19 protein-coding genes are annotated in these 25,902 nt (G+C 60.4%); 12 read left to right on the forward strand and 7 right to left on the reverse strand.

Going from position 1 to position 25,902, the window contains the following annotated elements:
• Positions 1-24 precede the first annotated feature (24 nt).
• Positions 25-1,818 carry an ABC transporter transmembrane domain-containing protein gene (locus CAF74_RS26720; RefSeq protein WP_176240516.1) on the forward strand — a complete coding sequence of 598 codons (1,794 nt, stop codon included), beginning with the start codon at positions 25-27 and terminating at the stop codon, positions 1,816-1,818.
• Between the two features lie 105 nt (positions 1,819-1,923).
• On the opposite strand, the gene CAF74_RS26725 is transcribed toward CAF74_RS26720, so the two are convergent.
• On the reverse strand, positions 1,924-3,852 hold the full coding sequence (locus CAF74_RS26725) for a transglycosylase SLT domain-containing protein (RefSeq protein WP_007953066.1): 1,929 nt from the start codon (positions 3,850-3,852) through the stop codon (positions 1,924-1,926).
• A gap of 215 nt (positions 3,853-4,067) precedes the next feature.
• Here CAF74_RS26725 and CAF74_RS26730 point away from each other — a divergent pair, with 215 nt between their 5' ends.
• Positions 4,068-5,990 carry an ATP-binding cassette domain-containing protein gene (locus CAF74_RS26730; RefSeq protein ID WP_011335198.1) on the forward strand — a complete coding sequence of 641 codons (1,923 nt, stop codon included), beginning with the start codon at positions 4,068-4,070 and terminating at the stop codon, positions 5,988-5,990.
• Positions 5,991-6,066: 76 nt separating this feature from the next.
• Here the strand turns inward: CAF74_RS26730 and CAF74_RS26735 are convergent, their stop codons facing one another.
• Entirely contained in the window at positions 6,067-6,504 is a 438-nt protein-coding gene (locus CAF74_RS26735; RefSeq protein ID WP_011335197.1) for a universal stress protein, read from the reverse strand.
• A 103-nt stretch (positions 6,505-6,607) separates the two neighbouring features.
• Here CAF74_RS26735 and CAF74_RS26740 point away from each other — a divergent pair, with 103 nt between their 5' ends.
• The 7 genes from CAF74_RS26740 to CAF74_RS26775 all read left to right on the forward strand — a co-directional run bounded on the left by CAF74_RS26740 (position 6,608) and on the right by CAF74_RS26775 (position 15,055).
• On the forward strand, positions 6,608-7,045 hold the full coding sequence (locus tag CAF74_RS26740; protein ID WP_085748340.1) for a hypothetical protein: 438 nt from the start codon (positions 6,608-6,610) through the stop codon (positions 7,043-7,045).
• Between the two features lie 540 nt (positions 7,046-7,585).
• Positions 7,586-9,733: a fatty acid oxidation complex subunit alpha FadB gene (gene fadB / locus CAF74_RS26750; RefSeq protein WP_085748341.1), complete on the forward strand. Its 2,148-nt coding sequence runs from the start codon at positions 7,586-7,588 to the stop codon at positions 9,731-9,733.
• 29 nt (positions 9,734-9,762) lie between these two features.
• Positions 9,763-10,938, forward strand: coding sequence for an acetyl-CoA C-acyltransferase FadA (gene fadA, locus CAF74_RS26755; RefSeq protein WP_007953060.1), 1,176 nt, complete (start codon positions 9,763-9,765; stop codon positions 10,936-10,938).
• 99 nt (positions 10,939-11,037) lie between these two features.
• Positions 11,038-11,274: a DUF1653 domain-containing protein gene (locus tag CAF74_RS26760; RefSeq protein WP_007953059.1), complete on the forward strand. Its 237-nt coding sequence runs from the start codon at positions 11,038-11,040 to the stop codon at positions 11,272-11,274.
• A gap of 114 nt (positions 11,275-11,388) precedes the next feature.
• Complete coding sequence (topA, locus tag CAF74_RS26765) at positions 11,389-14,019, forward strand: type I DNA topoisomerase (RefSeq protein ID WP_007953057.1); 2,631 nt, start codon at positions 11,389-11,391, stop codon at positions 14,017-14,019.
• Positions 14,020-14,190: 171 nt separating this feature from the next.
• The gene (locus tag CAF74_RS26770) at positions 14,191-14,715 is read left to right on the forward strand and encodes a DUF6586 family protein (protein WP_085748342.1); all 525 of its coding nucleotides are present in this window, start codon (positions 14,191-14,193) and stop codon (positions 14,713-14,715) included.
• Between the two features lie 106 nt (positions 14,716-14,821).
• Positions 14,822-15,055, forward strand: a complete 234-nt coding sequence (locus tag CAF74_RS26775; RefSeq protein WP_007953047.1) for a hypothetical protein — start codon at positions 14,822-14,824, stop codon at positions 15,053-15,055.
• A gap of 86 nt (positions 15,056-15,141) precedes the next feature.
• Here the strand turns inward: CAF74_RS26775 and sulA are convergent, their stop codons facing one another.
• On the reverse strand, positions 15,142-15,615 hold the full coding sequence (gene sulA / locus CAF74_RS26780) for an SOS-induced cell division inhibitor SulA (RefSeq protein WP_085748343.1): 474 nt from the start codon (positions 15,613-15,615) through the stop codon (positions 15,142-15,144).
• A 10-nt stretch (positions 15,616-15,625) separates the two neighbouring features.
• Complete coding sequence (gene lexA, locus CAF74_RS26785) at positions 15,626-16,234, reverse strand: transcriptional repressor LexA (protein ID WP_007953044.1); 609 nt, start codon at positions 16,232-16,234, stop codon at positions 15,626-15,628.
• A gap of 230 nt (positions 16,235-16,464) precedes the next feature.
• Here lexA and CAF74_RS26790 point away from each other — a divergent pair, with 230 nt between their 5' ends.
• The 3 genes from CAF74_RS26790 to CAF74_RS26800 all read left to right on the forward strand — a co-directional run bounded on the left by CAF74_RS26790 (position 16,465) and on the right by CAF74_RS26800 (position 19,091).
• Complete coding sequence (locus CAF74_RS26790; RefSeq protein WP_007953037.1) at positions 16,465-17,172, forward strand: TetR/AcrR family transcriptional regulator; 708 nt, start codon at positions 16,465-16,467, stop codon at positions 17,170-17,172.
• A 170-nt stretch (positions 17,173-17,342) separates the two neighbouring features.
• Entirely contained in the window at positions 17,343-18,341 is a 999-nt protein-coding gene (nagZ, locus tag CAF74_RS26795; protein WP_176240518.1) for a beta-N-acetylhexosaminidase, read from the forward strand.
• Between the two features lie 12 nt (positions 18,342-18,353).
• Positions 18,354-19,091 (forward strand): S-methyl-5'-thioinosine phosphorylase, encoded by a 738-nt coding sequence (locus CAF74_RS26800; RefSeq protein ID WP_007953033.1) that lies wholly within the window; start codon positions 18,354-18,356, stop codon positions 19,089-19,091.
• A gap of 41 nt (positions 19,092-19,132) precedes the next feature.
• On the opposite strand, the gene CAF74_RS26805 is transcribed toward CAF74_RS26800, so the two are convergent.
• Genes CAF74_RS26805 through mfd form a run of 3 tightly spaced genes read right to left on the reverse strand, consistent with a single transcriptional unit; the run spans position 19,133 to position 25,861 of the window.
• The gene (locus CAF74_RS26805) at positions 19,133-21,823 is read right to left on the reverse strand and encodes a DEAD/DEAH box helicase (protein WP_085748345.1); all 2,691 of its coding nucleotides are present in this window, start codon (positions 21,821-21,823) and stop codon (positions 19,133-19,135) included.
• 11 nt (positions 21,824-21,834) lie between these two features.
• The gene (locus tag CAF74_RS26810) at positions 21,835-22,401 is read right to left on the reverse strand and encodes a CsiV family protein (RefSeq protein ID WP_007953029.1); all 567 of its coding nucleotides are present in this window, start codon (positions 22,399-22,401) and stop codon (positions 21,835-21,837) included.
• Between the two features lie 10 nt (positions 22,402-22,411).
• Positions 22,412-25,861: a transcription-repair coupling factor gene (gene mfd / locus CAF74_RS26815; protein ID WP_085748346.1), complete on the reverse strand. Its 3,450-nt coding sequence runs from the start codon at positions 25,859-25,861 to the stop codon at positions 22,412-22,414.
• Positions 25,862-25,902: the final 41 nt, after the last annotated feature.

Raw genomic sequence — 25,902 nt, forward strand, 5'->3', positions numbered from 1 at the left:
CATCAGCACACGACGTGAATCTGAATGATCCCGATGCTTTCCTCGCGCCACCGCCGGGCCTTGCGCCTGACCAGTCATTTCCTTGCTCCTTATCGCTGGCCGGCCTTCGGCGCACTGCTCGCGCTGATCGTCACGGCCGGCATTACCCTGTCGATGGGGCAGGGCATCAAGTTGCTGGTCGATCAAGGCTTCATGACCCAGTCGCCGCACCTGCTCAATCAATCCATAGGCCTGTTCATGCTTTTGGTATTCGGCCTGGCGGTCGGCACGTTTGCGCGGTTTTATCTGGTGTCGTGGATCGGTGAGCGCGTGGTGGCGGACATCCGTCGACAGGTATTCAACCATCTGGTGTACCTGCATCCCGGGTTTTACGAGGACAACCGCAGCTCGGAAATCCAGTCGCGGCTGACCGCTGACACCACGCTGCTGCAATCGGTGATCGGCTCGTCGCTGTCGCTGTTCCTGCGCAATTTGCTGATGGTCATCGGCGGGGTGGTGCTGCTGTTCATCACCAACCCCAAGCTCACCAGCATCGTGGTGATCGCACTACCGCTGGTAATTGCGCCGATCCTGATTTTCGGCCGCCGCGTGCGTAACCTCTCCCGGCTGAGTCAGGACCGGATCGCTGACATTGGCAGCTATGTTTCGGAGACTCTTGGCCAGATCAAGACCGTACAGGCCTACAACCATCAGGTGCAGGATGAAGAGCGTTTCGCCAGTACTGTCGAGCAGGCGTTCGAAACCGCGCGCAAACGGATTTTCCAGCGGGCCTGGCTGATCACCCTGGTGATCGTGCTGGTGCTCGGCGCCGTCGCGGTGATGTTGTGGGTCGGCGGCATGGACGTAATTGCGGGGCGGATTTCTGCGGGTGAACTGGCGGCGTTCGTGTTCTACAGCCTGATCGTCGGCAGTGCGTTTGGCACGTTGAGTGAGGTCATCGGTGAATTGCAGCGAGCAGCCGGCGCTGCCGAGCGCATCGCCGAACTGCTGCGTTCGGAGAACATCATCCAGCCCCCGACCACCGGACTAGTGACGCTGCCGGAACGGGTCAAAGGCGAGCTGGAACTGCAGGAAGTGCGTTTTTCCTACCCTTCGCGTCCCGAAAGCCTCGCCGTCGATGGCTTGAGTCTGACGATCAACGCCGGCGAAACCCTCGCGCTCGTAGGGCCGTCCGGCGCGGGCAAGTCCACGGTGTATGATTTGCTGCTGCGTTTCTACGATCCCCGGGAAGGACGGATCCTGATCGATGGCGTGCCGCTGACGAGCCTTGATCCGCTGGACCTACGTCGTTGCTTCGCGCTGGTCTCGCAAACTCCGGCGCTGTTCTTCGGCAGTGTCGAAGAAAACATCCGTTATGGCTGCCCGACCGCCACGCTGGAGCAGGTGCGGGAAGCTGCGAAAATTGCCCACGCCCACGACTTCATCGAACAGATGCCCGACGGTTACCAGACCCACCTGGGCGACGGCGGCCTCGGCCTGTCAGGCGGCCAACGCCAGCGCCTGGCCATCGCCCGGGCGCTGTTGGTGGATGCACCGATCCTCTTGCTTGACGAAGCCACCAGCGCCCTCGACGCCCAGAGCGAACACCTGATCCAGCAAGCGCTGCCGAGCCTGATGCAAAACCGCACCACACTGGTCATTGCCCACCGCTTGGCCACGGTGAAAAACGCCGACCGGATCGCGGTGATGGATCAGGGCAAACTGGTTGCGATCGGCACGCATCAGGAGCTGATTGCGAGTAATCCGTTGTATGCGCGGTTGGCGGCGTTGCAGTTCAGTGATGGTCATCAGGCTTCGACCGACCATGTAACCGACTAAGTAGCCGACCATGTAACCGACCCAGTAGAGCGCCATAAAAAATGCCCGCATCTCTCGATGCGGGCATTTTTGTTTACGTCGATCTATCGGCGAAACACGCCCCGATCACTGATCGTCGAAATACCGCTCATGCCAATCCACCAGCGGTTGCGGCGAATTGAGTTTCTGGCCGTAGATCACCGAGTAGGACAGCACGTTCTGCACGTACTGGCGGGTTTCGTCGAACGGGATGCTTTCCACCCACACGTCGAAGCTCAGGTGGTCGGCGCCACGCAGCCACTGGCGCACGCGGCCGGGGCCGGCGTTGTAGGCGGCGGAGGCGAGCACGCGGTTACCGTTGAACTGGCTGTGCACCTGGCTGAGGTAAGCGGCGCCGAGCTGGATGTTTTTATCCGGATCGAGCACCTGCTGTGGCGAGGCCAATGGAATGCTGAACTTGCGCGCGGTTTCCTTGGCGGTGCCGGGCATCAGTTGCATCAGGCCGCTGGCGCCGACGCTGGAGCGGGCGTCGTCCATGAATGCACTTTCCTGACGGGTGATGGCGAACACCCAGCTCGAATGCAGGCCGCGCACCTTGGCTTCGCGCACCAGAGTGTCGCGGTGGGCCATCGGGAAGCGGATGTCCAGATCATCCCAGTACTGCGCCTGACTGATGGTGCGGATGGCCGGGAAATACCATTTCAGGTCGTAGGCCAGTTTCGCCTGGGCAACCATTTCGTCGCGGCTGAAATGCCGGCTGACGTGATACCACTCGCGGCGGCCGTCGACGATCTGCCCACGGGCGTGGAACTCCAGCGCACGACGCACGCCTGGGGTGTTGCGCACCTTGTTGATCAGCGCCTGACTGAGCACCAGCGGCTTGTTGTTCAGCGAGTACGGCGATTGTGAGCGGTCAGCGGCGAGGAAACCGTAGAAATCCCGTTCCCGCGACAGATTTTTGTACAGCGTCTGCGCTTCCGGGTTTTGCGGTTGTGCCAGTTCCAGACTGCGGGCCTGCCAGTAGCGCCAGCGGTTGGTGGTGGCCAGATCCTGCGGCAGACGGCGAGTCAGTTGATAGGCGTCGTCCCAACGCGCCAGGCGCAGCAGCAGTCGCAGGCGCCATTCGGACACGGTGTTGTCGCGCAGTTCCGGATCGTATTTGGTCATCACGTCCAGCGCGCGGCTGTCGAAGCGGCGGGCGAGGGTCAGGCCGATTTCCCGGGCGATCGCGACTTTTTCATCGCGGGAGAAATGCATGCTGCTGGCATAACCGTCGAGCAGGGCCATGGCCTTGTCCGGGTCTTGACGCGCGAGGCGGCGCAGGCCGAGGCTGACCACGTCCGACATCGGTTCATCGGCCGGCGTGAACCGCGAAGGCTGATTGAGCAGTTCCGGTTTCTGCGCCACGTCCACCAGCAGGCGGCCGCGCGGGGCGAGGGTGGTCAGGCCGTTGACCAAGCTGTTGGCCAGTGGGTAGTTGCGGTGCTGGGCGGCGAGTTTGGCGCGTTCCCAGCGTTTCTGTTCGGTCAACTGACCTTCGGCGGCCCACATGCCGAACAGCGCATCGCAGGCGGCGGGCTGGGATTTGCCGGTCAGCCAAAGCTTCTCGGCATTGGCGTAGCCCTCGGCCTTCTTGTTGTGGCTGATCTGGTACTGCGCGTTCAGGCAGTCGAGTTCGGTGAAATTCAGCTTGGGGTCGTAATACTTGACGAACGTCGCCCAGTCGCCGCGATCGGCCAGCCAGCGCAGCCAACGCAACTTCATCCAGTTGGCCTGGGGCAGGTCACCGTGTTCGGCGAGGAATTTTTCGATCTCCGCGTTGCTCGCGGTTTTCAGCCGGGCGGTCAGCTCGTCGTAAGCCAGGTATGGTTCCAGCGGATAATCGGCGAGGGCCTGGCTGTAACGGAAATACGGGCCGGTGTCGCCCTTGGCCAGGGCGCGCTTGGCTTCATCGTAATACTGGCGTTGGGTGGACAGGTCCACCGCCTGGGCGGATTGAACGGCAGCGGCGGAAAGCAGCAAACATGACAAAACACTGAAGAGGCGACTGCGCATGAGACATCCGGGCAGAGAAATCATGACAAGTGCCGGCCCAAAACCCGCACTGAATTGTCTGTAGCTTAGCCTTTTGCCAGCAGGGGGCGAAAGCTTTGCCGGCCTTGCAGCACAAGTTCGCAACAATTGTTGTGCAGAGTGCGTCAGCGGCGAAATTGCCGGCCTGCTCGGGCCCCGATTCAGGTAGAATGCGCGCCCGGTTTTTGGAGAAGCTCATGACCCTGCTCAAATTCAGCGATGTGTCCCTTGCATTCGGCGCGATGCCGTTGTTGGACAAGGTGTCCTGGCAGATCGCCCGTGGTGAGCGGGTGTGCATCATCGGCCGCAACGGCACTGGCAAATCCAGCATGATGAAACTGGTCAAGGGCGACCAGAAGCCTGATGACGGCTCGGTGTGGCGTGCCCCCGGTCTGAAAATCGGTGAATTGCCGCAAGAATTGCCGGTGGCCGACGAGCGGACTGTGTTCGACGTGGTTGCCGAAGGCCTCGATGGCGTTGGCGCCTTGCTCGCCGAATACCATCACCTGAGCCAGAACATCGTCACCGACGCCGATCTGGACAAGCTGATGCACGTCCAGCACGACCTCGAAGCCCGCGATGGCTGGCGCTTGCAGACTCTGGTCGACAGCACCCTGAGCCGCCTGCAACTGCCGGCCGACAAGACCCTCGCCGAACTGTCCGGCGGCTGGCGTCGTCGTGTGCTGCTGGCGCAGGCGCTGGTGTCCGAGCCGGATCTGCTGCTGCTCGACGAGCCGACCAACCACCTGGACATCGGTGCGATTGCCTGGCTTGAAGAAGCGCTGAAGGATTTCCAGGGCGCCGTGCTGTTCATCACGCACGACCGTTCCTTCCTGCAAAACCTCGCCACCCGCATCCTCGAACTGGATCGCGGTGGCCTGATCGACTGGAACGGCGACTACGCCAGTTTCCTCGTCCATAAAGAAGCCGCACTGGCCGCCGAAGAAACCGCCAACGCGCTGTTCGACAAGCGTCTGGCCCAGGAAGAAGTGTGGATTCGCCAGGGCATCAAGGCCCGTCGCACCCGTAACGAAGGCCGCGTACGTGCGCTGAAAGCATTGCGCGTGGAGCGCAGCGAGCGTCGCGAGCGCACCGGCAAGGCCAACATCCAGCTGGAAACAGCGGAGAAGTCCGGCAAGCAGGTGATGGTGCTGGATAACGTGAGCTTCGCGCATCCTGGCGGTCCGTTCCTGATCCGTGATTTCTCCATGGTGCTGCAGCGTGGCGACCGGATCGGTCTGCTCGGCGCCAATGGTACCGGCAAGACCACCCTGCTGAAACTGATGCTCAGCGGTCTGCAACCGACCAGCGGCAAAGTGGAAGAGGGCACCAAGATCGATGTGGCCTACTTCGACCAGTTGCGCCATCAGCTGGATCTGGAAAAGACCGTGATCGACAACGTCGCCGAAGGTCGCGACTTCATCGATATCGACGGCCAGAGCCGCCACGTGCTGAGCTACCTCGGCGACTTCCTGTTCAGCCCGCAGCGTGCCCGCACGCCGGTGAAGGCGTTGTCCGGTGGCGAGCGTGCGCGTCTGTTGCTGGCCAAATTGTTCAGCAAGCCGGCGAACCTGCTGGTACTCGACGAACCCACCAACGACCTCGATGTGGAAACCCTCGAGCTGCTCGAAGAAGTGCTGCTGACCTTCAACGGCACTGTGCTGATGGTCAGCCACGACCGGGCATTCCTCGACAACGTGGTGACCAGCACCCTGGTATTCGAAGGTGAAGGCAAGGTTCGCGAATACGTCGGTGGCTATCAGGACTGGATCCGTCAGGGCGGTTCGCCGCGACTGCTGGGCGTGACCGAAAGCAAATCCGGCAAGGCCGACCTGAATTCGGCGGTGGTCACTGCCGAACCGGCTCCGGTCGCTGCGCCGGTTGCTGCGGCCCCGGCTGCGAAGAAGAAGTTGAGCTACAAGCTTCAGCGCGAGCTGGAAGCGCTGCCGGGCGACATCGACGCTAAAGAACAGCAGATTGCTGCTGTCGAGGCTGAAATGGCCGAGGCCGGCTTCTATCAGCGTCCGCCGGCCGAGACGGCCAAGGTGATCGCTTCTCTGGAGCAGTTGCAGGCCGAGCTGGATGCACTGGTGGAGCGTTGGGCCGAGCTGGACGCCTGATTGTTTCAAGGCATGAAAAAGCCCGGCGTCCAGTGATGGGCGTCGGGCTTTTTTAGCTTTTCACAAGTGCCTGGGATCAGCGCTTGACCAGATGCACCGCCAGCACATCGCAAGGTGCGCCGTGCAGCACGTCGTTGGCGGTCGAGCCCAGCAACAGCGCCAGACCATGCCGGCCATGGCTGCCGACCACGATCAGGTCGCATTGCTGTTCCTTGGCGAAATGGTGGATTTCCTGACGCGGCTGGCCGTAGGTCAGGTGGCAGTTGGCGCCTTCGAGCTCGGTGTACTTGTGCTTCAGGCGTTCAAGGCGTTCCTTGGCCTGATCGAATTGCTGTTGTTGCAGTTGTGACAGATCCATCGGTACGTCACCGCCGAAGGCCATGGCCATCGGTTCGACGATATGCACCAGCGACAGCTTGGCGCCATTGCTCACCGACAGCTCTCGGGCGCGGTGGATCACAGGGTCGCACTCTTCGGTCAGATCTACGGCGACCAGGATATGGTGGTAGGGCATGAGGTGCTCCTCGTGAGGGATCAATATTGTTAAGTATGGCTGGTTTCAAGCGCATTGGTTCCAAAGTGACGCAATGGGCTCATGACAAAACGGGAGTAGAGATATGACGGTCTGGCTGGTGGTGTCAATCCTGCTGGTGGTGTTGAGTCCGCTGGCGTGGTTGCGTCCGTCACGTGCACAGAGTGGCCGGATAGCCTTGCGCACCGAGGCCCGGCGCATCGGTCTGGCCATGCAGCTGGCGCCTCAGGAGTGGCCGCACTGGATGTCTCAGGAGCCGCCAAACCCGTGCGCGCAATACCATCGGCCACGCCGTGGCAAGCAGCCGGCGTGCTGGACGTATTGGCAGAAATCCCCGGGGGTTTGGGTGAATCAGTGGCAGGAAGTTTGTGAGGATCCACTGCTGCTGAATCATTTCGAGAAATTGCCGGGCAACGTTTTCAAAGTCGAGGCGGACAAGCAGATGATCGCCCTCTATTGGGGCGAGAAGGGCGATGCGTCGGTTTTGCTGGATATTGATGCCACGCTGAAAGCGCTGGCATGACTTGCGGACTTTTCGCGCTGCAACGGTGCGAAACGTCCGGCAGACGCGCAATAAAAAGCCCGACATGATTCATCGGGCGGGGTTGGCCAGGCAGGCCGGAAATTCTTTTTGGCGTTGAACCGACGTCATCCGGTCAGCAAATCTGCGCCTGTTTTCCTTCGTAGTCCAGCCAGCGTAGCCTGTTAAACAAGGCTTGCGGCGAATTAGGGCGACTTTTCTAACTATTAATCTTATGAATGCCCTCACATGCAAGCGTGTGTGGCCGGGCTGCGTCCTACAGAAATGACCGCAAAGTCGAATTTCAACCCGTATTTAGGGCGATTGACAATTGTCGGAAATTCCGTGAAGGTGGCGTACCCAAATCAAACGGGCGTATGAATTGAGCGTTTGTATTGCAGACTGCTCCTACAGAATCCCGACTATCGCGTTGGCGGGTGTGCCGGGTGGATGAGTGTCAGCATCGACGAAAAAACGTCCTGCCGAGCCATTTGCCTGCGTCCGACGTGTACTGTTCAGCTTCCATATCGTGGAGATCAGTTGATGATTTACGAAGGTAAAGCCATCACGGTTAAAGCTCTTGAAAGTGGCATCGTCGAATTGAAATTCGACCTCAAGGGTGAGTCCGTCAACAAGTTCAACCGTCTTACCCTGAACGAACTGCGTCAGGCCGTAGACACCATCAAGGCAGATGCTTCGATCAAGGGCGTGATCGTCAGCAGTGGCAAGGACGTATTCATCGTCGGCGCCGACATCACCGAATTTGTCGACAACTTCAAGCTGCCGGATGCCGAGCTGGTTGCTGGCAATCTCGAAGCCAACAAGATCTTCAGCGATTTCGAAGACCTCAACGTTCCGACCGTCGCCGCGATCAACGGCATCGCCCTGGGCGGCGGTCTGGAAATGTGCCTGGCAGCGGACTACCGCGTCATGTCGACCAAGGCCAAGATCGGTCTGCCGGAAGTCAAACTGGGCATCTACCCGGGCTTCGGCGGTACCGTGCGTCTGCCGCGCCTGATCGGTGCCGACAACGCCATCGAGTGGATCGCCGCCGGCAAGGAAAACCGTCCTGAAGACGCGCTGAAAGTCGGCGCCGTCGATGCCGTGGTTGCCCCTGAAAAACTGCAGGATGCCGCCCTTGAGCTGATCAAGCGCGCCGTCTCCGGCGAGTTCGACTACAAGGCCAAGCGCCAGCCTAAGCTGGAAAAGCTCAAGCTGAACGCCATTGAACAAATGATGGCTTTCGAAACCGCCAAAGGTTTCGTGGCTGGCCAGGCCGGCCCGAACTACCCGGCCCCGGTTGAAGCGATCAAGACCATCCAGAAAGCCGCGAACTTCGGTCGTGACAAGGCGCTGGAAGTCGAAGCCGCAGGTTTCGTGAAACTGGCCAAGACCTCTGCCGCGCAGAGCTTGATCGGTCTGTTCCTGAACGATCAGGAACTGAAGAAAAAGGCCAAGGCCTATGACGAAATCGCCAAAGACGTGAAGCAGGCTGCCGTACTGGGCGCCGGCATCATGGGTGGCGGTATCGCCTATCAGTCGGCTTCCAAAGGTACGCCGATCCTGATGAAGGACATCAACGAGCACGGCATCGAGCAAGGTCTGGCTGAAGCCGCCAAGCTGCTGGTCGGTCGCGTTGATAAAGGCCGCATGACCGCCGCGAAAATGGCTGAAGTGCTCAACGGCATTCGTCCTACGCTGTCCTACGGCGATTTCGGTCACGTCGACCTGGTCGTTGAGGCCGTGGTCGAGAACCCGAAAGTCAAGCAAGCCGTTCTGGCGGAAGTCGAAGACAAGGTCAAAGAGGACACCATCCTCGCGTCCAACACCTCGACCATTTCCATCAGCCTGCTGGCCAAGGCCCTCAAGCGTCCGGAAAACTTTGTCGGCATGCACTTCTTCAACCCGGTGCACATGATGCCGCTGGTGGAAGTGATCCGTGGCGAGAAGTCCAGCGAGCTGGCCATCGCCACCACCGTTGCCTACGCCAAGAAAATGGGCAAGAACCCGATCGTCGTCAACGACTGCCCGGGCTTCCTGGTCAACCGCGTACTGTTCCCGTACTTCGGCGGCTTCGCCAAACTGGTCAGCGCCGGTGTGGACTTCGTCCGTATCGACAAGATCATGGAAAAATTCGGCTGGCCGATGGGCCCGGCGTACCTGATGGACGTGGTCGGCATCGACACCGGCCACCACGGTCGCGACGTAATGGCTGAAGGCTTCCCGGACCGGATGAAGGACGACCGTCGTTCGGCCATCGACGTGCTTTACGAAGCCAAGCGTCTGGGTCAGAAGAACGGCAAGGGCTTCTACGCCTACGAGGCCGACAAGAAAGGCAAGCAGAAGAAAGTCGCCGATCCGTCGGTACTGGAAGTGCTCAAGCCGATCATCTACGAGCAGCGCGAAGTCACTGACGAAGACATCATCAACTGGATGATGATCCCGCTGTGCCTGGAAACCGTGCGTTGCCTGGAAGACGGCATCGTCGAAACCGCCGCCGAAGCCGACATGGGTCTGGTCTACGGTATTGGTTTCCCTCCATTCCGTGGCGGTGCGCTGCGCTACATCGACTCGATCGGTGTTGCCGAGTTCGTTGCCCTGGCCGACCAGTACGCTGATTTGGGCGCGCTGTACCACCCGACCGCGAAGCTGCGCGAAATGGCCAAGAACGGCCAGAGCTTCTTCGGTTAAGCGCCCCCAACTAGAGTGAGAGTGAACTTATGAGCTTGAATCCTAGAGACGTCGTGATTGTCGACTTCGGTCGTACTCCGATGGGCCGCTCCAAGGGCGGCATGCACCGCAACACCCGCGCCGAAGACATGTCGGCGCACCTGATCAGCAAACTGCTGGAACGCAACACCAAGGTCGATCCTGCCGAAGTCGAGGACGTGATCTGGGGCTGCGTCAACCAGACCCTGGAGCAAGGCTGGAACATCGCGCGCATGGCGTCGCTGATGACCCAGATCCCTCACACCTCGGCCGGCCAGACCGTCAGCCGTCTGTGCGGCTCGTCGATGAGCGCGCTGCACACTGCTGCGCAAGCGATCATGACCGGTAACGGTGACGTGTTCGTGGTTGGCGGCGTCGAGCATATGGGTCACGTAAGCATGATGCACGGTGTCGATCCGAACCCGCACATGTCCCTGTACGCGGCGAAAGCCTCGGGCATGATGGGCCTGACCGCTGAAATGCTGGGCAAAATGCACGGCATCACTCGCGAACAGCAGGACGCCTTTGGCGTGCGTTCCCACCAGTTGGCCCACAAGGCGACTGTGGAAGGCAAGTTCAAGGACGAAATCATCCCGATGCAGGGTTACGACGAGAACGGTTTCCTGAAAACCTTCGACTACGACGAAACCATTCGTCCGGAAACCACCCTGGAAAGTCTGGCGGCTCTGAAGCCGGCGTTCAATCCAAAGGGCGGCACCGTAACGGCCGGTACTTCGTCGCAGATCACCGATGGTGCTTCGTGCATGATCGTGATGTCGGCACAGCGTGCGCAAGACCTGGGCATCCAGCCTCTGGCCGTGATTCGCTCGATGGCGGTAGCGGGTGTGGACCCGGCCATCATGGGCTATGGTCCGGTACCGGCTACTCAGAAAGCACTGAAACGTGCCGGCCTGGGTATCAACGATATCGACTTCTTCGAGCTCAATGAAGCGTTCGCCGCACAGGCCCTGCCAGTGCTGAAAGACCTGAAAGTGCTCGACAAGATGAATGAGAAGGTTAACCTGCACGGCGGCGCGATCGCCCTGGGTCACCCGTTCGGTTGCTCCGGTGCCCGTATTTCCGGCACTTTGCTGAACGTGATGAAGCAGAATGGCGGCACCTTCGGGGTGGCCACCATGTGCATTGGCCTCGGCCAAGGCATCTCCACCGTCTTCGAACGCGTTTAAGCGTCTCGTCGATGGAAGCCGGGGCCAAGTGCCCCGGTTTTTGTTTTTGCGGATTTATTTTTGTTTTTATTTTGAAAAAATTTGAGTGAGGGCCGAAGCATGCCGATACAACCTGGGCTCTACCAACATTACAAAGGTCCGCAGTACCGCGTATTCAGTGTTGCGCGGCATTCCGAGACCGAAGAAGAAGTGGTCTTTTACCAAGCCCTGTATGGCGATTACGGCTTTTGGGTGCGTCCCTTGAGCATGTTCCTGGAGTCCGTCGAGGTTGACGGGGAGCAGGTCCCACGCTTTGCTTTGGTGCAAGCCGAACCGAGCCTTTTTTCGAAGCCGTAAGGCGAGTGCGCGCAAAACCCTGCGCTTGACCTCACCTTGTAGCCACTATATATAGCGGTGCCGCGTCAGGCGCCAACCGCCTTTCACTTCTAGAATTCAGGAATTTTCTGATCCATGGGCAAATCGCTGGTCATTGTGGAATCCCCGGCTAAGGCCAAGACCATCAACAAGTATCTGGGCAACCAATACGTGGTGAAGTCGAGTATCGGCCATATCCGAGACCTGCCCACCAGCGGTTCGGCTAGCGCCAGCAAGGAGCCTGCCGCCAAGCGCGGCAAGGCTGCTGCGGGCGAAGCGCCAGCGCTGTCGCCGAAAGAGAAGGCGCGCAAGCAGCTGGTCTCGCGCATGGGGGTCGATCCCGAGCATGGCTGGAAAGCCAAGTACGAGATCCTCCCGGGCAAGGAAAAGGTCATCGAAGAGCTGCGCCGGCTCGCCAAGGATGCTGACACCATCTATCTCGCAACCGACTTGGATCGCGAGGGGGAAGCCATTGCCTGGCACCTGCGCGAAGCCATCGGTGGTGATGACAGCCGCTACAAGCGCGTGGTGTTCAACGAAATCACCAAGAAGGCGATTCAGGAAGCCTTCTCGGAGCCGGGCGAACTCGACATTGATCGAGTGAACGCGCAGCAGGCCCGTCGTTTCCTCGACCGCGTCGTCGGCTACATGGTCTCGCCGCTGCTGTGGGCCAAGATCGCTCGTGGCCTGTCTGCCGGTCGCGTGCAATCGGTTGCCGTGAAACTGGTGGTGGAGCGTGAGCGTGAGATTCGTGCGTTCAACCCGGAAGAGTACTGGGAAGTGCATGCCGATCTCGGCACCGCCAAAGGTTCGACCGTGCGTTTCGAAGTGGCTCGCGAGAAAGGCGAAGCCTTCAAACCACTGAACGAAGCGCAGGCCACGGCCGCGCTGGAGAAGCTAAAATCCTCCAGCTACAGCATCGTCAAGCGTGAAGACAAGCCGACCAGCAGCAAGCCGTCGGCACCGTTCATCACCTCCACGCTGCAACAGGCCGCGAGCAACCGCCTGGGCTTCGGTGTGAAGAAAACCATGATGATGGCCCAGCGTCTCTACGAAGCCGGCTACATCACTTATATGCGTACCGACTCGACCAACCTCTCGGCTGATGCCGTGGCGATGGCGCGCGATTACATCGAAACCGAATTCGGCAAGAAGTACCTGCCAGAGTCGCCGAACGTCTACAGCAGCAAGGAAGGCGCACAAGAGGCTCACGAAGCGATTCGTCCGTCTGACGCCAACACCACGCCAGCCAAGCTGGCCGGCATGGAGCGCGACGCTGAGCGCCTCTACGAGCTGATCTGGCGCCAGTTCCTGGCTTGCCAAATGCTGCCGGCGCAATACCTGTCGACCACCGTCAGCGTCGCTGCCGGCGACTTCGAGCTGCGCGCCAAGGGTCGCATTCTGAAGTTCGACGGTTACACCCGCGTGCTGCCGCAAATCACCAAGCCTGGCGATGACGACGTTTTGCCCGACATGGCGCAGGGCGACGTGATGAAGCTGATCAAGCTCGATCCGTCCCAGCACTTCACCAAGCCGCCGGCCCGTTATTCGGAAGCCAGCCTGGTGAAGGAAATGGAAAAGCGCGGCATCGGTCGTCCTTCGACCTACGCAGCGATCATCTCGACCATTCAGGATCGCGGCTACGTGACCCTGCACAACCGTCGTTTCTATTCGGAAAAGATGGGCGACATCGTTACCGAGCGTCTGTCGGAAAGCTTCTCGAATCTCATGGACTACGGCTTCACCGCCGGCATGGAAGAGAATCTCGATGACGTGGCTCAGGGCGAGCGCGACTGGAAAAACGTGCTGGACGAGTTCTACGGCGACTTCAAGAAAAAACTCGAAGTGGCGGAGAATCCGGAAGCCGGCATGCGTGCCAACCAGCCGGTGATGACCGATATTCCATGCACCACTTGCGGCCGTCCAATGCAGATCCGTACTGCATCGACCGGCGTGTTCCTCGGCTGCTCGGGCTACAGCCTGCCGCCGAAAGAGCGCTGCAAGGCCACCGTCAACCTGGTGCCGGGCGACGAAATCGCGGCGGATGACGAGGGTGAGTCGGAATCCCTGGTACTGCGCGGCAAGCATCGCTGCCCGATCTGCAGCACAGCGATGGACGCCTACCTGCTCGACGAGAAGCGCAAGCTGCACATCTGCGGTAACAACCCTGATTGCGCCGGCTACGAAATCGAAGAAGGCAGCTACCGCATCAAGGGCTACGAAGGTCCGAGCCTGGAATGCGACAAGTGCGGCAGCGAGATGCAGCTCAAGACCGGCCGTTTCGGCAAGTTCTTCGGTTGCACCAACCCGACGTGCAAGAACACCCGCAAGCTGCTGAAGAGCGGTGATGCGGCGCCGCCGAAGATGGATCCGGTGAAGATGCCTGAGCTGAAATGCGAGAAGGTCAACGACACCTACATCCTGCGTGACGGTGCGTCCGGCCTGTTCCTGGCGGCCAGTCAGTTCCCGAAAAACCGCGAGACCCGTGCTCCGCTGGTGATCGAGATTCTGCCGCACAAGGACGAGATCGATCCGAAGTATCACTTCCTGTGTGAAGCGCCGCAGAAGGATCCGGATGGTCTGCCAGCCGTGATCCGCTACAGCCGCAAGACCAAGGAGCAATACGTTCAGACCGAAGTCGACGGCAAGCCGACAGGCTGGAAAGCGTTCTTTGACGGTGGCAAGTGGACGGTTGAAGACAAGCGTCCGGCGAAAGCCAAGGCTTGAGCAGGCGTTGATCTGAAGGTGTCCTGACTGGGCATCTTCAACACAAAAGGCCGCATGACAACCTTCGGGTTTTCATGCGGCCTTTTTGTTTAATGCTTGCGGTCGGATCGGCTGATCCATGACACTGTCCGGCCTGTGTGAAGCAATTATTTCGTTGTGGAGAGTGCCGACATGGCCCACGAGCTCTATACCCGTACCAATCAGAAGATCTATTTCGCGGGTTTGTCGCTGGAAGCGCTGGCCAGGGCCGAAGAGGGGCGGGCGATGAATTCGCTGGCGCTGATTCAGGCCGGGCGCGAATCCGCACTGTTTCATCTCTACGGTGCGTTGTTGGGGCTGTGTCATGAAATCGCCGGCTTCTACCGTCTGCCGCAAGCCAATGCGTCGCGGGCGGAAGCCTTGCTGACCCGCGAAGTGCTGGAGTCGATTGCCATTCCAGAGCTGGCGGAAATGATTGAGCTGGCAGGCAACCCGGAGACTTGGCTGGCTAAATTGCTGGCTGCGCACTCGGCGCTGTTTCAGCCACCACGGGTGCCACACAAACCGAAGGGCGATGTGACGCAGCCGTTGATTCAGACCGTGAATCTGGATGAAGAAGAGGTGGTTGAAGAGCTGAGCCGCGAAGAGCTCGAGAGCTGGCGGCAGAACCTCAAAGGGCTGGCGATTCGCTTCCGTGAAGGCTTGAACGAGTGCTGAGGAACTTTGGACTGGCGGCGACGAGAGGCGTGCTGCTGGTCAAGATCCCGAGCGAAGCCTGAATGATGTCTATATAATCCCTGCCTTTCGTGGAGAACAGACCTATATGCCAACGTCCTTTCTAGAAATTGTCGAGCTACCAGACGGCCGAATCGAACTGCGCAGAGCCGAGGACGAGGGTTCTCTGGTGACTCTGGATTTCTCCGAGGATGCCAAGGCGTTTCTGCAGGGCCAGCACGTTGAAATTGCCAAGGCGATGTTGAGCGTCGGCGTGCAAATGGCGGGGCGTATGGTTGAAGGCGAATTCGATAAGGATGAGGGGCCGCGGGTTCTTCATTGATCCGCTGTCTGTCAGTTACTGCTCCAGATCGGCTTCTCTATCCCTGGAGAAGCCCTGCGCTTTACATGGCGCGCATTGTTGCTGAATCACCCCAAACGAATGTTCAGGCTTTGAGCGTCCCCGGTGCGGGCGGCGCTGATCAGCTGTTGCCGTGACCCTGCGCTCAGTGTGTTCAGCCACGTGACGACCGTGTGGCTGCGGCCCAGGCGTAATGCTTCGCAGGCCAGTTGCTGGGCGCTTTGAGCGCCGCGCGGTTGTAACAGCAGGATGCGTTCGCGATTCAATCCTGCGTCCCGTAGCCAGGTCTGGGTCAGGCTGGCAGGCGGTGCAATCAGGGTCAGCCAGCGTGCGTCCTGATCCTCGCTCAGTTCGCGAAGAATCGGTGCCAGCAGGCTCAGGCAGTTCCCGGTCGCGCCGCGCAGTGACAGCTCGCTGAACGCTTCAGGTTCGGTATTCCACGGACGCTCGACGACATCTTTGAGGATGGGGGCGAGGGGCTGCGCCAGAAATGCCTCGAACAACGGCAGTTGTGTTTGCTGAGGTACGTGTGGGAACTGCATAAAGCCTCCTCTAGCGGCGGATGACGCCGACACTCAAGCCTTCGATCACCAGTTCCTGGTCTTTCAGGTTGACTTCGATAGGGGCGAACTCGGGGTTTTCGGCAATCAGCCAGACTTTGCTGCCGTCACGCTTGAAGCGTTTGACGGTAACTTCGTCGCCGATCCGCGCAACCACGATCTGACCGTTGCGCGCCTCGCGGGTGGTGTGAACCGCCAGCAGGTCGCCGTCGAAAATGCCGATGTCCTTCATGCTCATGCCGTGGACGCGCAACAGATAGTCGGCGCGTGGATGGAAGAAGGCGGGGTTGATGTTGCAGGACTCTTCGATGTGCTGCTGGGCGAGAATCGGCGCGCCGGCAGCCACTCGACCGATGATCGGCAGGGTGGATTCGTCGACCTTGGCTTCGAAGCCTGGGATGCGAATGCCGCGAGAGGCACCGGGAGTCATCTCGATTGCGCCTTTGCGAGCGAGCGCCTTGAGGTGCTCTTCGGCCGCGTTGGGCGATTTGAAACCCAGTTCCTGAGCGATTTCCGCACGGGTCGGCGGGTAGCCGTTGTCTTCGAGGCAGCGTTTGATAAAGGCCAGAATCTCGGCTTGGCGTGGCGTCAGCTTAAGCATATTGATCGCTCTGTCTTTTTATACAGTGACTGGGATTATATACAGTGAAGCAGTCTTGGCAATGATCGTTTTTTGCCATGCCGCCGGACGGTCAGTGACGACGCTGATTAATGTGGCGTCCTTGTTGTGGTTAAATAACTGACCGACCATTCCCAAAACGAACTGGCAGGCTTGACAAGGCATAGGCTGAAACGTATGTTTCAAACAAGTGTTTGTCAGGCGGAGTAGCCATGGCCCAGTCGGAAACCGTTGAACGCATTCTTGATGCTGCAGAACAGCTGTTCGCGGAAAAAGGTTTCGCTGAAACCTCATTGCGTCTGATCACCAGCAAGGCAGGGGTCAACCTCGCTGCGGTGAACTATCACTTCGGCTCGAAGAAGGCGCTGATCCAGGCGGTTTTCTCGCGCTTCCTCGGTCCGTTCTGCATCAGCCTCGACAAAGAGCTGGAGCGCCGCCAGGCCAAGCCAGAGAACAAGCCTTCGCTCGAAGAGCTGCTGGAAATCCTCGTCGAGCAAGCGCTGGTGGTTCAGCCACGCAGCGGCAACGATCTGTCGATTTTCATGCGCCTGCTCGGTCTGGCATTCAGTCAGAGCCAAGGCCACTTGCGCCGTTATCTGGAAGACATGTACGGCAAGGTGTTCCGTCGCTACATGCTCTTGGTGAACGAAGCCGCCCCGCGCATTCCTCCGATCGAACTGTTCTGGCGCGTGCACTTCATGCTCGGTGCCGCAGCATTCAGCATGTCGGGTATCAAAGCCCTGCGCGCGATTGCCGAGACCGACTTCGGCGTCAACACCTCCATTGAGCAGGTGATGCGTCTGATGGTGCCGTTTCTGGCTGCCGGCATGCGTGCCGAAACCGGCGTCACCGACACGGCCATGGCCACCGCGCAGTTGCGACCACGCAGCAAGTCCGCACCGGCACCTGCCAAGGTTTAACCGTCCATGGGTGGGCGCGGCAGCTGACATCCGCTAAGCTAGCCGCCCATGTCGACTCTCGTTCTGAACCCGTTTCTCATTGAAATCACCGACCCGCCGGGCAATGCCTCAGGTGGTGATTTCGTGGGCGACGGGTTTTTCGTTTTCAAGGAATCTCTATGACTGCTGGCCTGCAAGGCTCGTTGATGGTGGACGTCGCCGGTACCTGGCTGACGGCCGAAGATCGCCAATTGTTGCGCCAGCCCGAAGTGGGCGGCCTGATCATTTTTGCCCGCAACATCGAGCATCCGCGCCAGGTGCGCGAGCTGAGCGCGGCGATCCGTGCCATTCGTCCGGACCTGCTGCTGGCGGTGGATCAGGAGGGCGGTCGCGTCCAGCGCCTACGTCAGGGCTTCGTCCGTTTGCCGGCCATGCGCGCCATTGCTGATAACCCGAACGCCGAGTATCTGGCCGAGCAGTGCGGCTGGATCATGGCCACCGAAGTGCTGGCGGTCGGCCTCGACCTGAGCTTCGCGCCGGTGCTGGATCTGGATTACCAGCGCAGCGCCGTCGTCGGCACCCGTTCGTTCGAAGGCGACCCGGAGCGCGCCGCGCTACTCGCCGGCGCATTCATCAAAGGCATGAACAGCGCCGGCATGGCCGCCACCGGCAAGCATTTCCCTGGCCATGGCTGGGCGGAAGCCGACTCCCACGTCGCAATCCCCAACGACGAGCGCAGCCTCGAAGAGATCCGCGCCAACGACCTCGTGCCGTTCGCCAGGCTCAGCAGGCAACTGGCCGCCGTCATGCCGGCTCACGTGATTTATCCGCAAGTCGACGCACAGCCCGCCGGTTTCTCCCGGCGCTGGTTGCAGGACATCCTGCGCGGCGAGCTGCAGTTCGACGGCGTTATCTTCAGCGATGACCTGTCGATGGCCGGCGCGCACGTGGTTGGCGACGCCGCCAGCCGTATCGAAGCGGCACTCAGTGCCGGTTGCGACATGGGCCTGGTGTGCAATGATCGCGCGGCCGCCGAACTGGCCCTGAGCGCCGCGCAGCGCATGAAGGTCAAGCCGTCGCCGCGTATCGCACGCATGCGCGGTCAGGCGTTCGCCAACACCGAATACCGTCAGGATCCGCGCTGGCTGACCGCTGTCGGCGCGCTCAAAGACGCTCAACTGATCGATTAAGGATTTTTCGCTATGACGGTTTACGCAATCATCGGCGGCACCGGCCTGACCCAGCTGGAAGGCCTGAGCATTCGTCAGTCGCTGGCGGTGGACACGCCTTATGGCGCGCCATCGGCCGAGGTTCAGATTGGTGAGTACGCCGGCAAGGAAGTGCTGTTCCTCGCTCGTCACGGTCACCCGCATCGCTTCCCGCCGCACAAGGTCAACTACCGCGCCAACCTGTGGGCGTTGAAGCAGGCCGGAGCCGAAGCGATCATCGCGGTCAACGCCGTGGGTGGGATTCATCCTGCAATGGGCACCGGACATTTCTGCGTGCCGCATCAGATCGTGGACTACACCAGCGGTCGCGAGCACACCTATTTCGCCGATGACCTGGAACATGTCACACACATCGACTTCAGCTTTCCCTACAGCGAACCGCTGCGTCAGCAACTGATTGCTGCATTGGCCGCTGAAGGTTGCGAGTACAGCGATCAGGGCGTTTACGCCTGCACACAGGGCCCGCGTCTGGAAACCGTGGCCGAGATCGTGCGTCTGGAGCGTGACGGCTGCGACATCGTCGGCATGACCGGCATGCCGGAAGCGGCGCTGGCCCGTGAGCTGGATCTGGATTACGCCTGCCTGTCTCTGGTGGTGAACCCGGCGGCGGGCAAGACCACTGAAGTGATCACCATGGCCGAGATCGAGCAGGCATTGCACGATGGCATGGGCAAGGTGAAGTCGACGCTGGCGCGCGTACTCAAGGGCTGATTCTGGCTCCGCAATGACTTGAATGAAAAGCGCTGAGGATCTCAGCGCTTTTCAAACTTGTCCGGCAACGGCGCAAACAGTGCCTCGATATCATCACTCTGCAGCTTCCAGTCCCCGGCCTTGCGCCCATCCAGCACGCCGGCCGCCAGGTCGGACTTTTCCTTCTGCAGAAGCTGAATTTTCTCCTCGACCGTGCCCCGGGCAATCATCTTGTAGACAAACACCGGCTTCTCCTGACCAATACGATACGCGCGGTCGGTTGCCTGATTCTCGGTCGCCGGGTTCCACCACGGGTCGTAGTGAATCACCGTATCCGCTTCCGTCAGGTTTAGACCCACACCACCAGCCTTCAGGCTGATGAGAAAGATCTGACGCTTGCCGCTCTGGAATTCCTTCACAGGCGTTCGCCGATCCCGAGTCTGTCCCGTCAGCAGCGCATAGGCGACATTGCGTTTTTTCAGCTCGTCCTCGATCAGTGACAACATCGACGTGAACTGCGAGAACAGCAGAATCCGCCGGCCTTCCTCAAACAACTCCTCGAGCATTTCCATCAGGCTGTCGAGCTTGCCCGATGTGCTGCCGCGAGCGGGCAGGGTGGCGTCGTTGACCAGGCGCAAGTCGCAGCAGACCTGCCGCAGCTTGAGCAATGCCTCGAGAATGATGATCTGGCTGCGCGCCACACCTTTGCGAGTGATCTCGTCGCGAACCTTCTTATCCATCGCCAGACGCATGGTTTCGTATACGTCGCGCTGGGCCTCGTTGAGCTCGACCCAATGGATGATCTCGGTTTTCGGCGGCAGTTCGGTCGCAACCTGTTCCTTGGTGCGGCGTAGCAGGAATGGTTTGATCCGGCCGTTGAGGTGCTGAAGTCTGACTTCGCTCGCGCGCTTTTCGATCGGCACGCGGTAATCGGCGTTGAAGCTTTTGACGTCGCCGAGCCAGCCGGGCAGCAGGAAGTGAAACAGCGACCACAGTTCGCCCAGGTGATTTTCCAGTGGCGTCCCGCTCAGGCACAGGCGCTGGCGTGCATTGAGTTCACGGGCAGCCTGGGCGGCTTTGCTGTTCGGGTTCTTGATGTACTGCGCTTCGTCGAGCACCAGTACGTGCAGCGGCTGCTGGGCCAGACGCTCGACATCCTTGGGCAGCAGCGCATAGGTCGTGAGGATCAGGTCGTAGTCGGCCAGATGCTCGAAATGCTTTTTACGGCTGGCACCGTACAGCGCGACAACCTTGAGCTGTGGCGTGAAGTGCGCCGCTTCGTCGAGCCAGTTGGGAATCAGGCTGGTGGGCATTACCACCATGCACGGCCGATCCAGACGCCCGGCGTTCTTTTCGCTGAGAATATGCGCCAGTGTCTGTAGGGTTTTGCCCAGGCCCATGTCGTCCGCGAGAATCCCGCCGACTTCAAGTTGTCGCAGCGACTGCATCCAGCTCAAGCCTTCGAGCTGATAAGGACGCAGCGTCGCATTCAACCCCTTCGGTGCTTTGGCACTGTAATCGCGGATATCACGCAAGCGCTGGGCGAAGCTGCGAATCTGCTCGCCACCCTCCCACAGCAGCGGAATACCTTCCAGCGAATTCAGGCGCGTGGCGTCGGCCTTGCTCAGGCGCAGGGTGGTTTCGCCCGGCTCCTGCAGATAGAACTCGCCAAGGGTCGCCAGTACCGGTTTCAGCCGGCCGAGGGGCAGGGCGACTTGCAACGGTCCGTGCTCGCTGTTGCGTTGCGGGATGTTCACCAGAATCAGCTCATCGTCGCGACGGCGGGCGAGACGTTCCGGATTAAGTATTTCCGTGTGCGAGCGCATCAGGTTGAGCAGGATCGGCAGCAGGCTCAGGCGCTCACCGTTGACGATGATCCCCAGCTCCAGATCGAACCAGTCGCGTTCCGGCGTCTGCTCGACAGTGGCGTACCAGTCGTCGACGGCGGTCAGGTCGAAACCGAATTCATCGTCGACCAACAGCTCCCAGCCTTGGGTGCGCAGTTTCGGCAGATCGTTGAGGGTGAACGTCAGCCAGGCGCTGTCGTTGACCATCTCGTAGAGTTCGCCGGCGCTTTCCGGCAGGGCCTTGCTCTGCCGGGTGGCGATGCGGAAGCCGAGAATTCGCAGCTGCTCGCGGTAGCTTTGTTCGACGTCCGGGTGGCGTTTGACCCGCAAGGTCTGGGCTTCCTGGCGAATCAGAATGTCGCCGTTCTTCTGGCCGCTGACGTATTCGTCGAGATAGCTGAAGGACAGCGCCGCACGGTGCTGGATGTAGCGCTGCATCTTGCCGTTGCGCGGTTCGAACGCGCTGAATTCGACGCTGGCCAGCCACAGGCGCGGTACCGGTTGCACATTGTCCACCAGCACTTGCGGTGGCGCCTTCGGGCTGCGGTTTTCCAGGACGGCCTGGAGTTTTTCCAGCAGTTCGGCGTCTTTGGCGGCGGCGGGGTATTCGAGGGTTTCCTGCACTTGCAGCAATACCGCCGCACAGTGTTTGCAGTTGCTGTGGACTGGGCAGGTGCAGGTGGCGTCGACCATCAGCAGCGTGCCTTTGGCTGACTCGCGCAGATGAATCGTCTGACGGTAGACGTTACCGCCAGAGCCTTCGCAGCTGGCGGTAATGGTCGCGTCGCCGACCTGTACGAATCGCACCCGGTTTTCCAGCGCGTAGCGGCGGCCACGTTCCAGGCTTTGTTCCTTGAATCGGCTGACCCAGGAGGAGGCCAGCGGTTTACTCAGTGGCGGGGGCATAAGGACTTCGATCAGTCCGGAACGACTTCAGGCGCTTCCCGAGGCGCGGGCGCCGTCAGTGAAGTGATCTTGATCAGCAGGGCCAGATGACCGTTGTCGAGGTAGTTGAGTTGGCCGTTCTTGGTGTGGCTGTCCTGTTTCAGGCGCTCGCTGGCGGTGACCATGCCGTTGGCGTCGATCTGATTGACCCAGAAGTCGGCGTTCACGTCGGTGAAGCGCCCGAGCTTCATTTCAATCGTGCCTTCGATGGGGAACTGGCCGAATTGCTCCTGACCTTCGCTGACTGCAACCTTCGCCGGTGTCTCGCCCAGCGTCTGTTGCCAGGCTTTGTGCATCAGCACGCTGTACTCGCCGCTGGCGGTGAGTTTGGTCACAACATCGTTCAGCGCCGGGGTGCGTTTGCTGTCATCGCCCAAACGCTGAGCGCCAGCCGCCCAGTCTTCCGGTGCAGCGCGGCTGACAATCGCCGGCACGGCGTTCTGGCGTACCAGAATCATTTCGACCTGATAGAGGTCATCGGCAAACGCCGTAGGTGCCACCAGAGTCAGTAGCAAAGTCAGAGAGCGAAACAGGCGCATGCGGCGTCCTTCAAGCAGTTTTCGGGATGAGGCGCTCGAACAGCGCCTCCACAGTATTAAAGCGCTCTTCCGGGCGCTCCATCGGCACCTGGAACTTGAACATCGTGGCGCCTTCGAATTTGTAGCGTTTTGGCTGGCTCTGGATCAGTTTGATCAGGGTCATCGGATCGACCGGCGTCTGCGCCGCGAACTCGATGCGCCCACCTTGCGGGCCGCCATCGACTTTCTTGATGCCCAGCTGTTCTGCCTGCAATTTCAGCGCCGTGATGCGCACCAGATTCTTGGTCGGCTCCGGCAGCAGACCGAAGCGGTCGATCATCTCCACTTGCAGATCTTTCAGACCTTCCTCGTCGGTGGCCGAAGCGATGCGCTTGTACAGGATCAGGCGTGCATGCACGTCCGGCAAATAATCTTCCGGAATCAGCGCCGGCACCCGCAGGTTGACCTCCGGGCCACCGCCGAGCGGTTGATCGAGGTTCGGCTGTTCGCCCTTGCGGATCGATTTCACCGCGCGCTCGAGCATTTCCATGTACAGCGTGAAACCCACGGCCTGAATCTGACCGCTCTGGCCGTCGCCCAGCAGTTCGCCGGCGCCACGGATTTCCAGGTCGTTGGTGGCCAGCACGAAGCCAGCGCCCAGATCCTGAGTATTGGCAATCGCCTCCAGGCGTTTTTCCGCATCGCCAGTGATTTGCTGGCGCGGTGGGGTCAGCAGGTAGGCGTAAGCCTGGTGGTGGCTACGACCAACGCGACCGCGCAACTGGTGCAACTGCGCCAGACCGAACTTGTCGGCGCGCTCAATGATGATGGTGTTGGCGCTCGGTACGTCGATGCCGGTCTCGATGATGGTCGAGGCGATCAGCACGTTGAAGCGCTTGTGGTAGAAGTCGCTCATCACCTGTTCGAGTTCGCGTTCGCGCATCTGCCCGTGGCCGATGCCGATCCGCGCTTCCGGCACCAGTTCGGCCAGTTCGGCGGCGCACTTCTCGATGGTCTTCACGTCGTTGTGCAGGTAATAGACTTGACCGCCGCGCAACAGCTCACGCAGCAAGGCTTCTTTGACCGTGCTCTTGTTCTGCTCCATGACGAAGGTGCGCACCGACAGGCGTCGCGCCGGCGGCGTGGCGATGATCGACAGGTCGCGCATGCCCGACACTGCCATGTTCAGCGTGCGCGGAATCGGCGTGGCGGTCAGTGTAAGAATGTCGACTTCGCTGCGCAGGGCCTTGAGCTGTTCCTTCTGACGGACGCCGAAACGGTGCTCTTCGTCGATGATTACCAGCCCGAGGTTTTTGATTTTGACGTCGTCCTGCAGCAGCTTGTGCGTGCCGATGACGATGTCGATATTGCCTTCGGCCAGTTGGGCCACCGCAGCGTTCACTTCCTTGGCCGACTTGAAGCGGCTCATCACTTCCACGGTCACCGGCCAGTCGGCGAAGCGGTCGCGGAAGCTGTTGTAATGCTGCTGGGCGAGCAGGGTGGTCGGCACCAGGATCGCCACTTGCTTGCCGCCGTGCACCGCTATGAACGCGGCGCGCATGGCCACTTCGGTCTTGCCGAAACCGACGTCGCCGCAGACCAGTCGGTCCATCGGTTTCGGCGAAAGCATGTCCTCGCGCACGGCTTCGATAGTGGATTGCTGGTCCGGGGTTTCTTCGAACGGGAAACCGGCGCTGAAGGTTGCGTAATCGGCCTTCGGATCGGCAAACGCATAACCTTCGCGGGCGGCGCGACGGGCGTAGATGTCGAGCAATTCGGCAGCCACGTCGCGGACCTGTTCGGCGGCCTTGCGCTTGGCTTTCTGCCAGGTCTCGGAGCCGAGGCGGTGCAACGGAGCCAGCGCATCGTCGCTGCCGGTGTAACGGGCGATCAAATGCAGGTTGGCCACCGGCACGTAAAGCTTGGCGTTCTCGGCGTATTCGAGGGTCAGGAATTCGGCGGCCTGATTGTCGATTTCCAGAATCGTCAGGCCGAGATAGCGACCGACGCCGTGGTCGATGTGCACCACCGGCGCGCCTTCACGCAGTTCGGTGAGGTTCTTGATCACCGCATCGTTGTTGGCGTCGGCGCGTTTTTCGCGGCGACGACGCTGCATCACGCGTTGGCCGAACAGCGGACTTTCCGCGACCAGTGCCAACGCCGGCTCGTCCAGCATCAGGCCTTCGTCGAGCGGGGCGATGGTGATCGCCAGGCGATCCTTGCTCGCGACAAAGTCCGGCCAGCTGTCGACGGTTTTCGGCCGCAGCTTCAGGCGATCCAGCAGCTCCAGCAGCACTTCGCGACGACCGGCGGATTCCGCGGTAAACAGCACGCGTCCGGGAAATTCGTCGAGGAATGCCGAGAGTGCGGCCAGCGGCTGGGTAGCCTTGGCTTCGATCGCCAGATTCGGCAGCGCCTGCGCCGGGAAGCGCTCACGACCGACGCCGGATTCAACGTCCTGCTGACTGGCGACCACGCGCGGCCAGTTCTTCAGGCGGGCGAAGCAGTCTTCCACCGGCAGGAACAGTTCGGCCGGCGGCAATAAAGGACGCGATGGATCGACGCGGCGCTCTTCATAACGATTGCGCACATCGTTCCAGAAGTTTTCTGCCGCCTGCTCGATACCTGGTAGCGAAAACACTTGCGTGTCCTGCGGCAGATAATCGAACAGGGTCGAGGTTTCTTCGAAGAACAGCGGCAGGTAGTACTCGATACCCGCCGGCGTGATGCCGCTGCTCAGGTCCTGAAAGATCGGGCAGCGACGGAAGTCGACGTCGAAACGCTCGCGAAAGCGCGCCTTGAAGCGGGTGACCGCGTCTTTCTGCAGCGGGAATTCCTTGGCCGGCAGCAGCTTGACCGAATCGACCTTGTCGATGGAGCGCTGGTTTTCCGGATCAAAGGTGCGCAGGGTTTCGATTTCGTCGTCGAACAGGTCGATGCGATACGGCAGTTTGCTGCCCATCGGGAACAGGTCGATCAGTGCGCCACGCACCGTGAACTCGCCGTGCTCGTAGACCGTGTCGACGTAGCGATAGCCGCTGGCTTCAAGCCGCGAGCGCATTTGCTCGACATCGAGTTTCTGCCCGACATCCAGCACCAGGCTGCTGCCGAGCAGGAATTTGGTCGGCGCCAGACGGTGCAGGGCGGTGGTGATCGGTACCACCAGCACGCCATGTTCCAGCTCCGGCAGTCTATAAAGGCTGGCGATGCGCTGGGAGATGATGTCCTGGTGTGGCGAAAACAGGTCGTAGGGCAGGGTTTCCCAGTCGGGGAAATGCAGCACCGGCAAATCCGGGGCGAAGAAGCTCAGCTCCTGCTCCAGCCGTTCGGCACTCTGGCTGTCGGCGGTCAAAAGCAGCGTGAAGCGCTTGGCAGCGCTGGCAGCCTCGGCAATCGCCAGGCTCAGGGCGGCACCGGGGAGGTTGCCCCAGTGCTGTTTACCTGCCGCGGCAGGGAGAAGCGGTAGACGCAGAACAGGCACGGAAGGTTGAGCTCCAGGCGTTGCGACAAAGTCGGTAATTG

The sequence above is a fragment of the Pseudomonas sp. R45(2017) genome (assembly GCF_002112305.1).
Classification (GTDB): domain Bacteria; phylum Pseudomonadota; class Gammaproteobacteria; order Pseudomonadales; family Pseudomonadaceae; genus Aquipseudomonas; species Aquipseudomonas paraglycinae.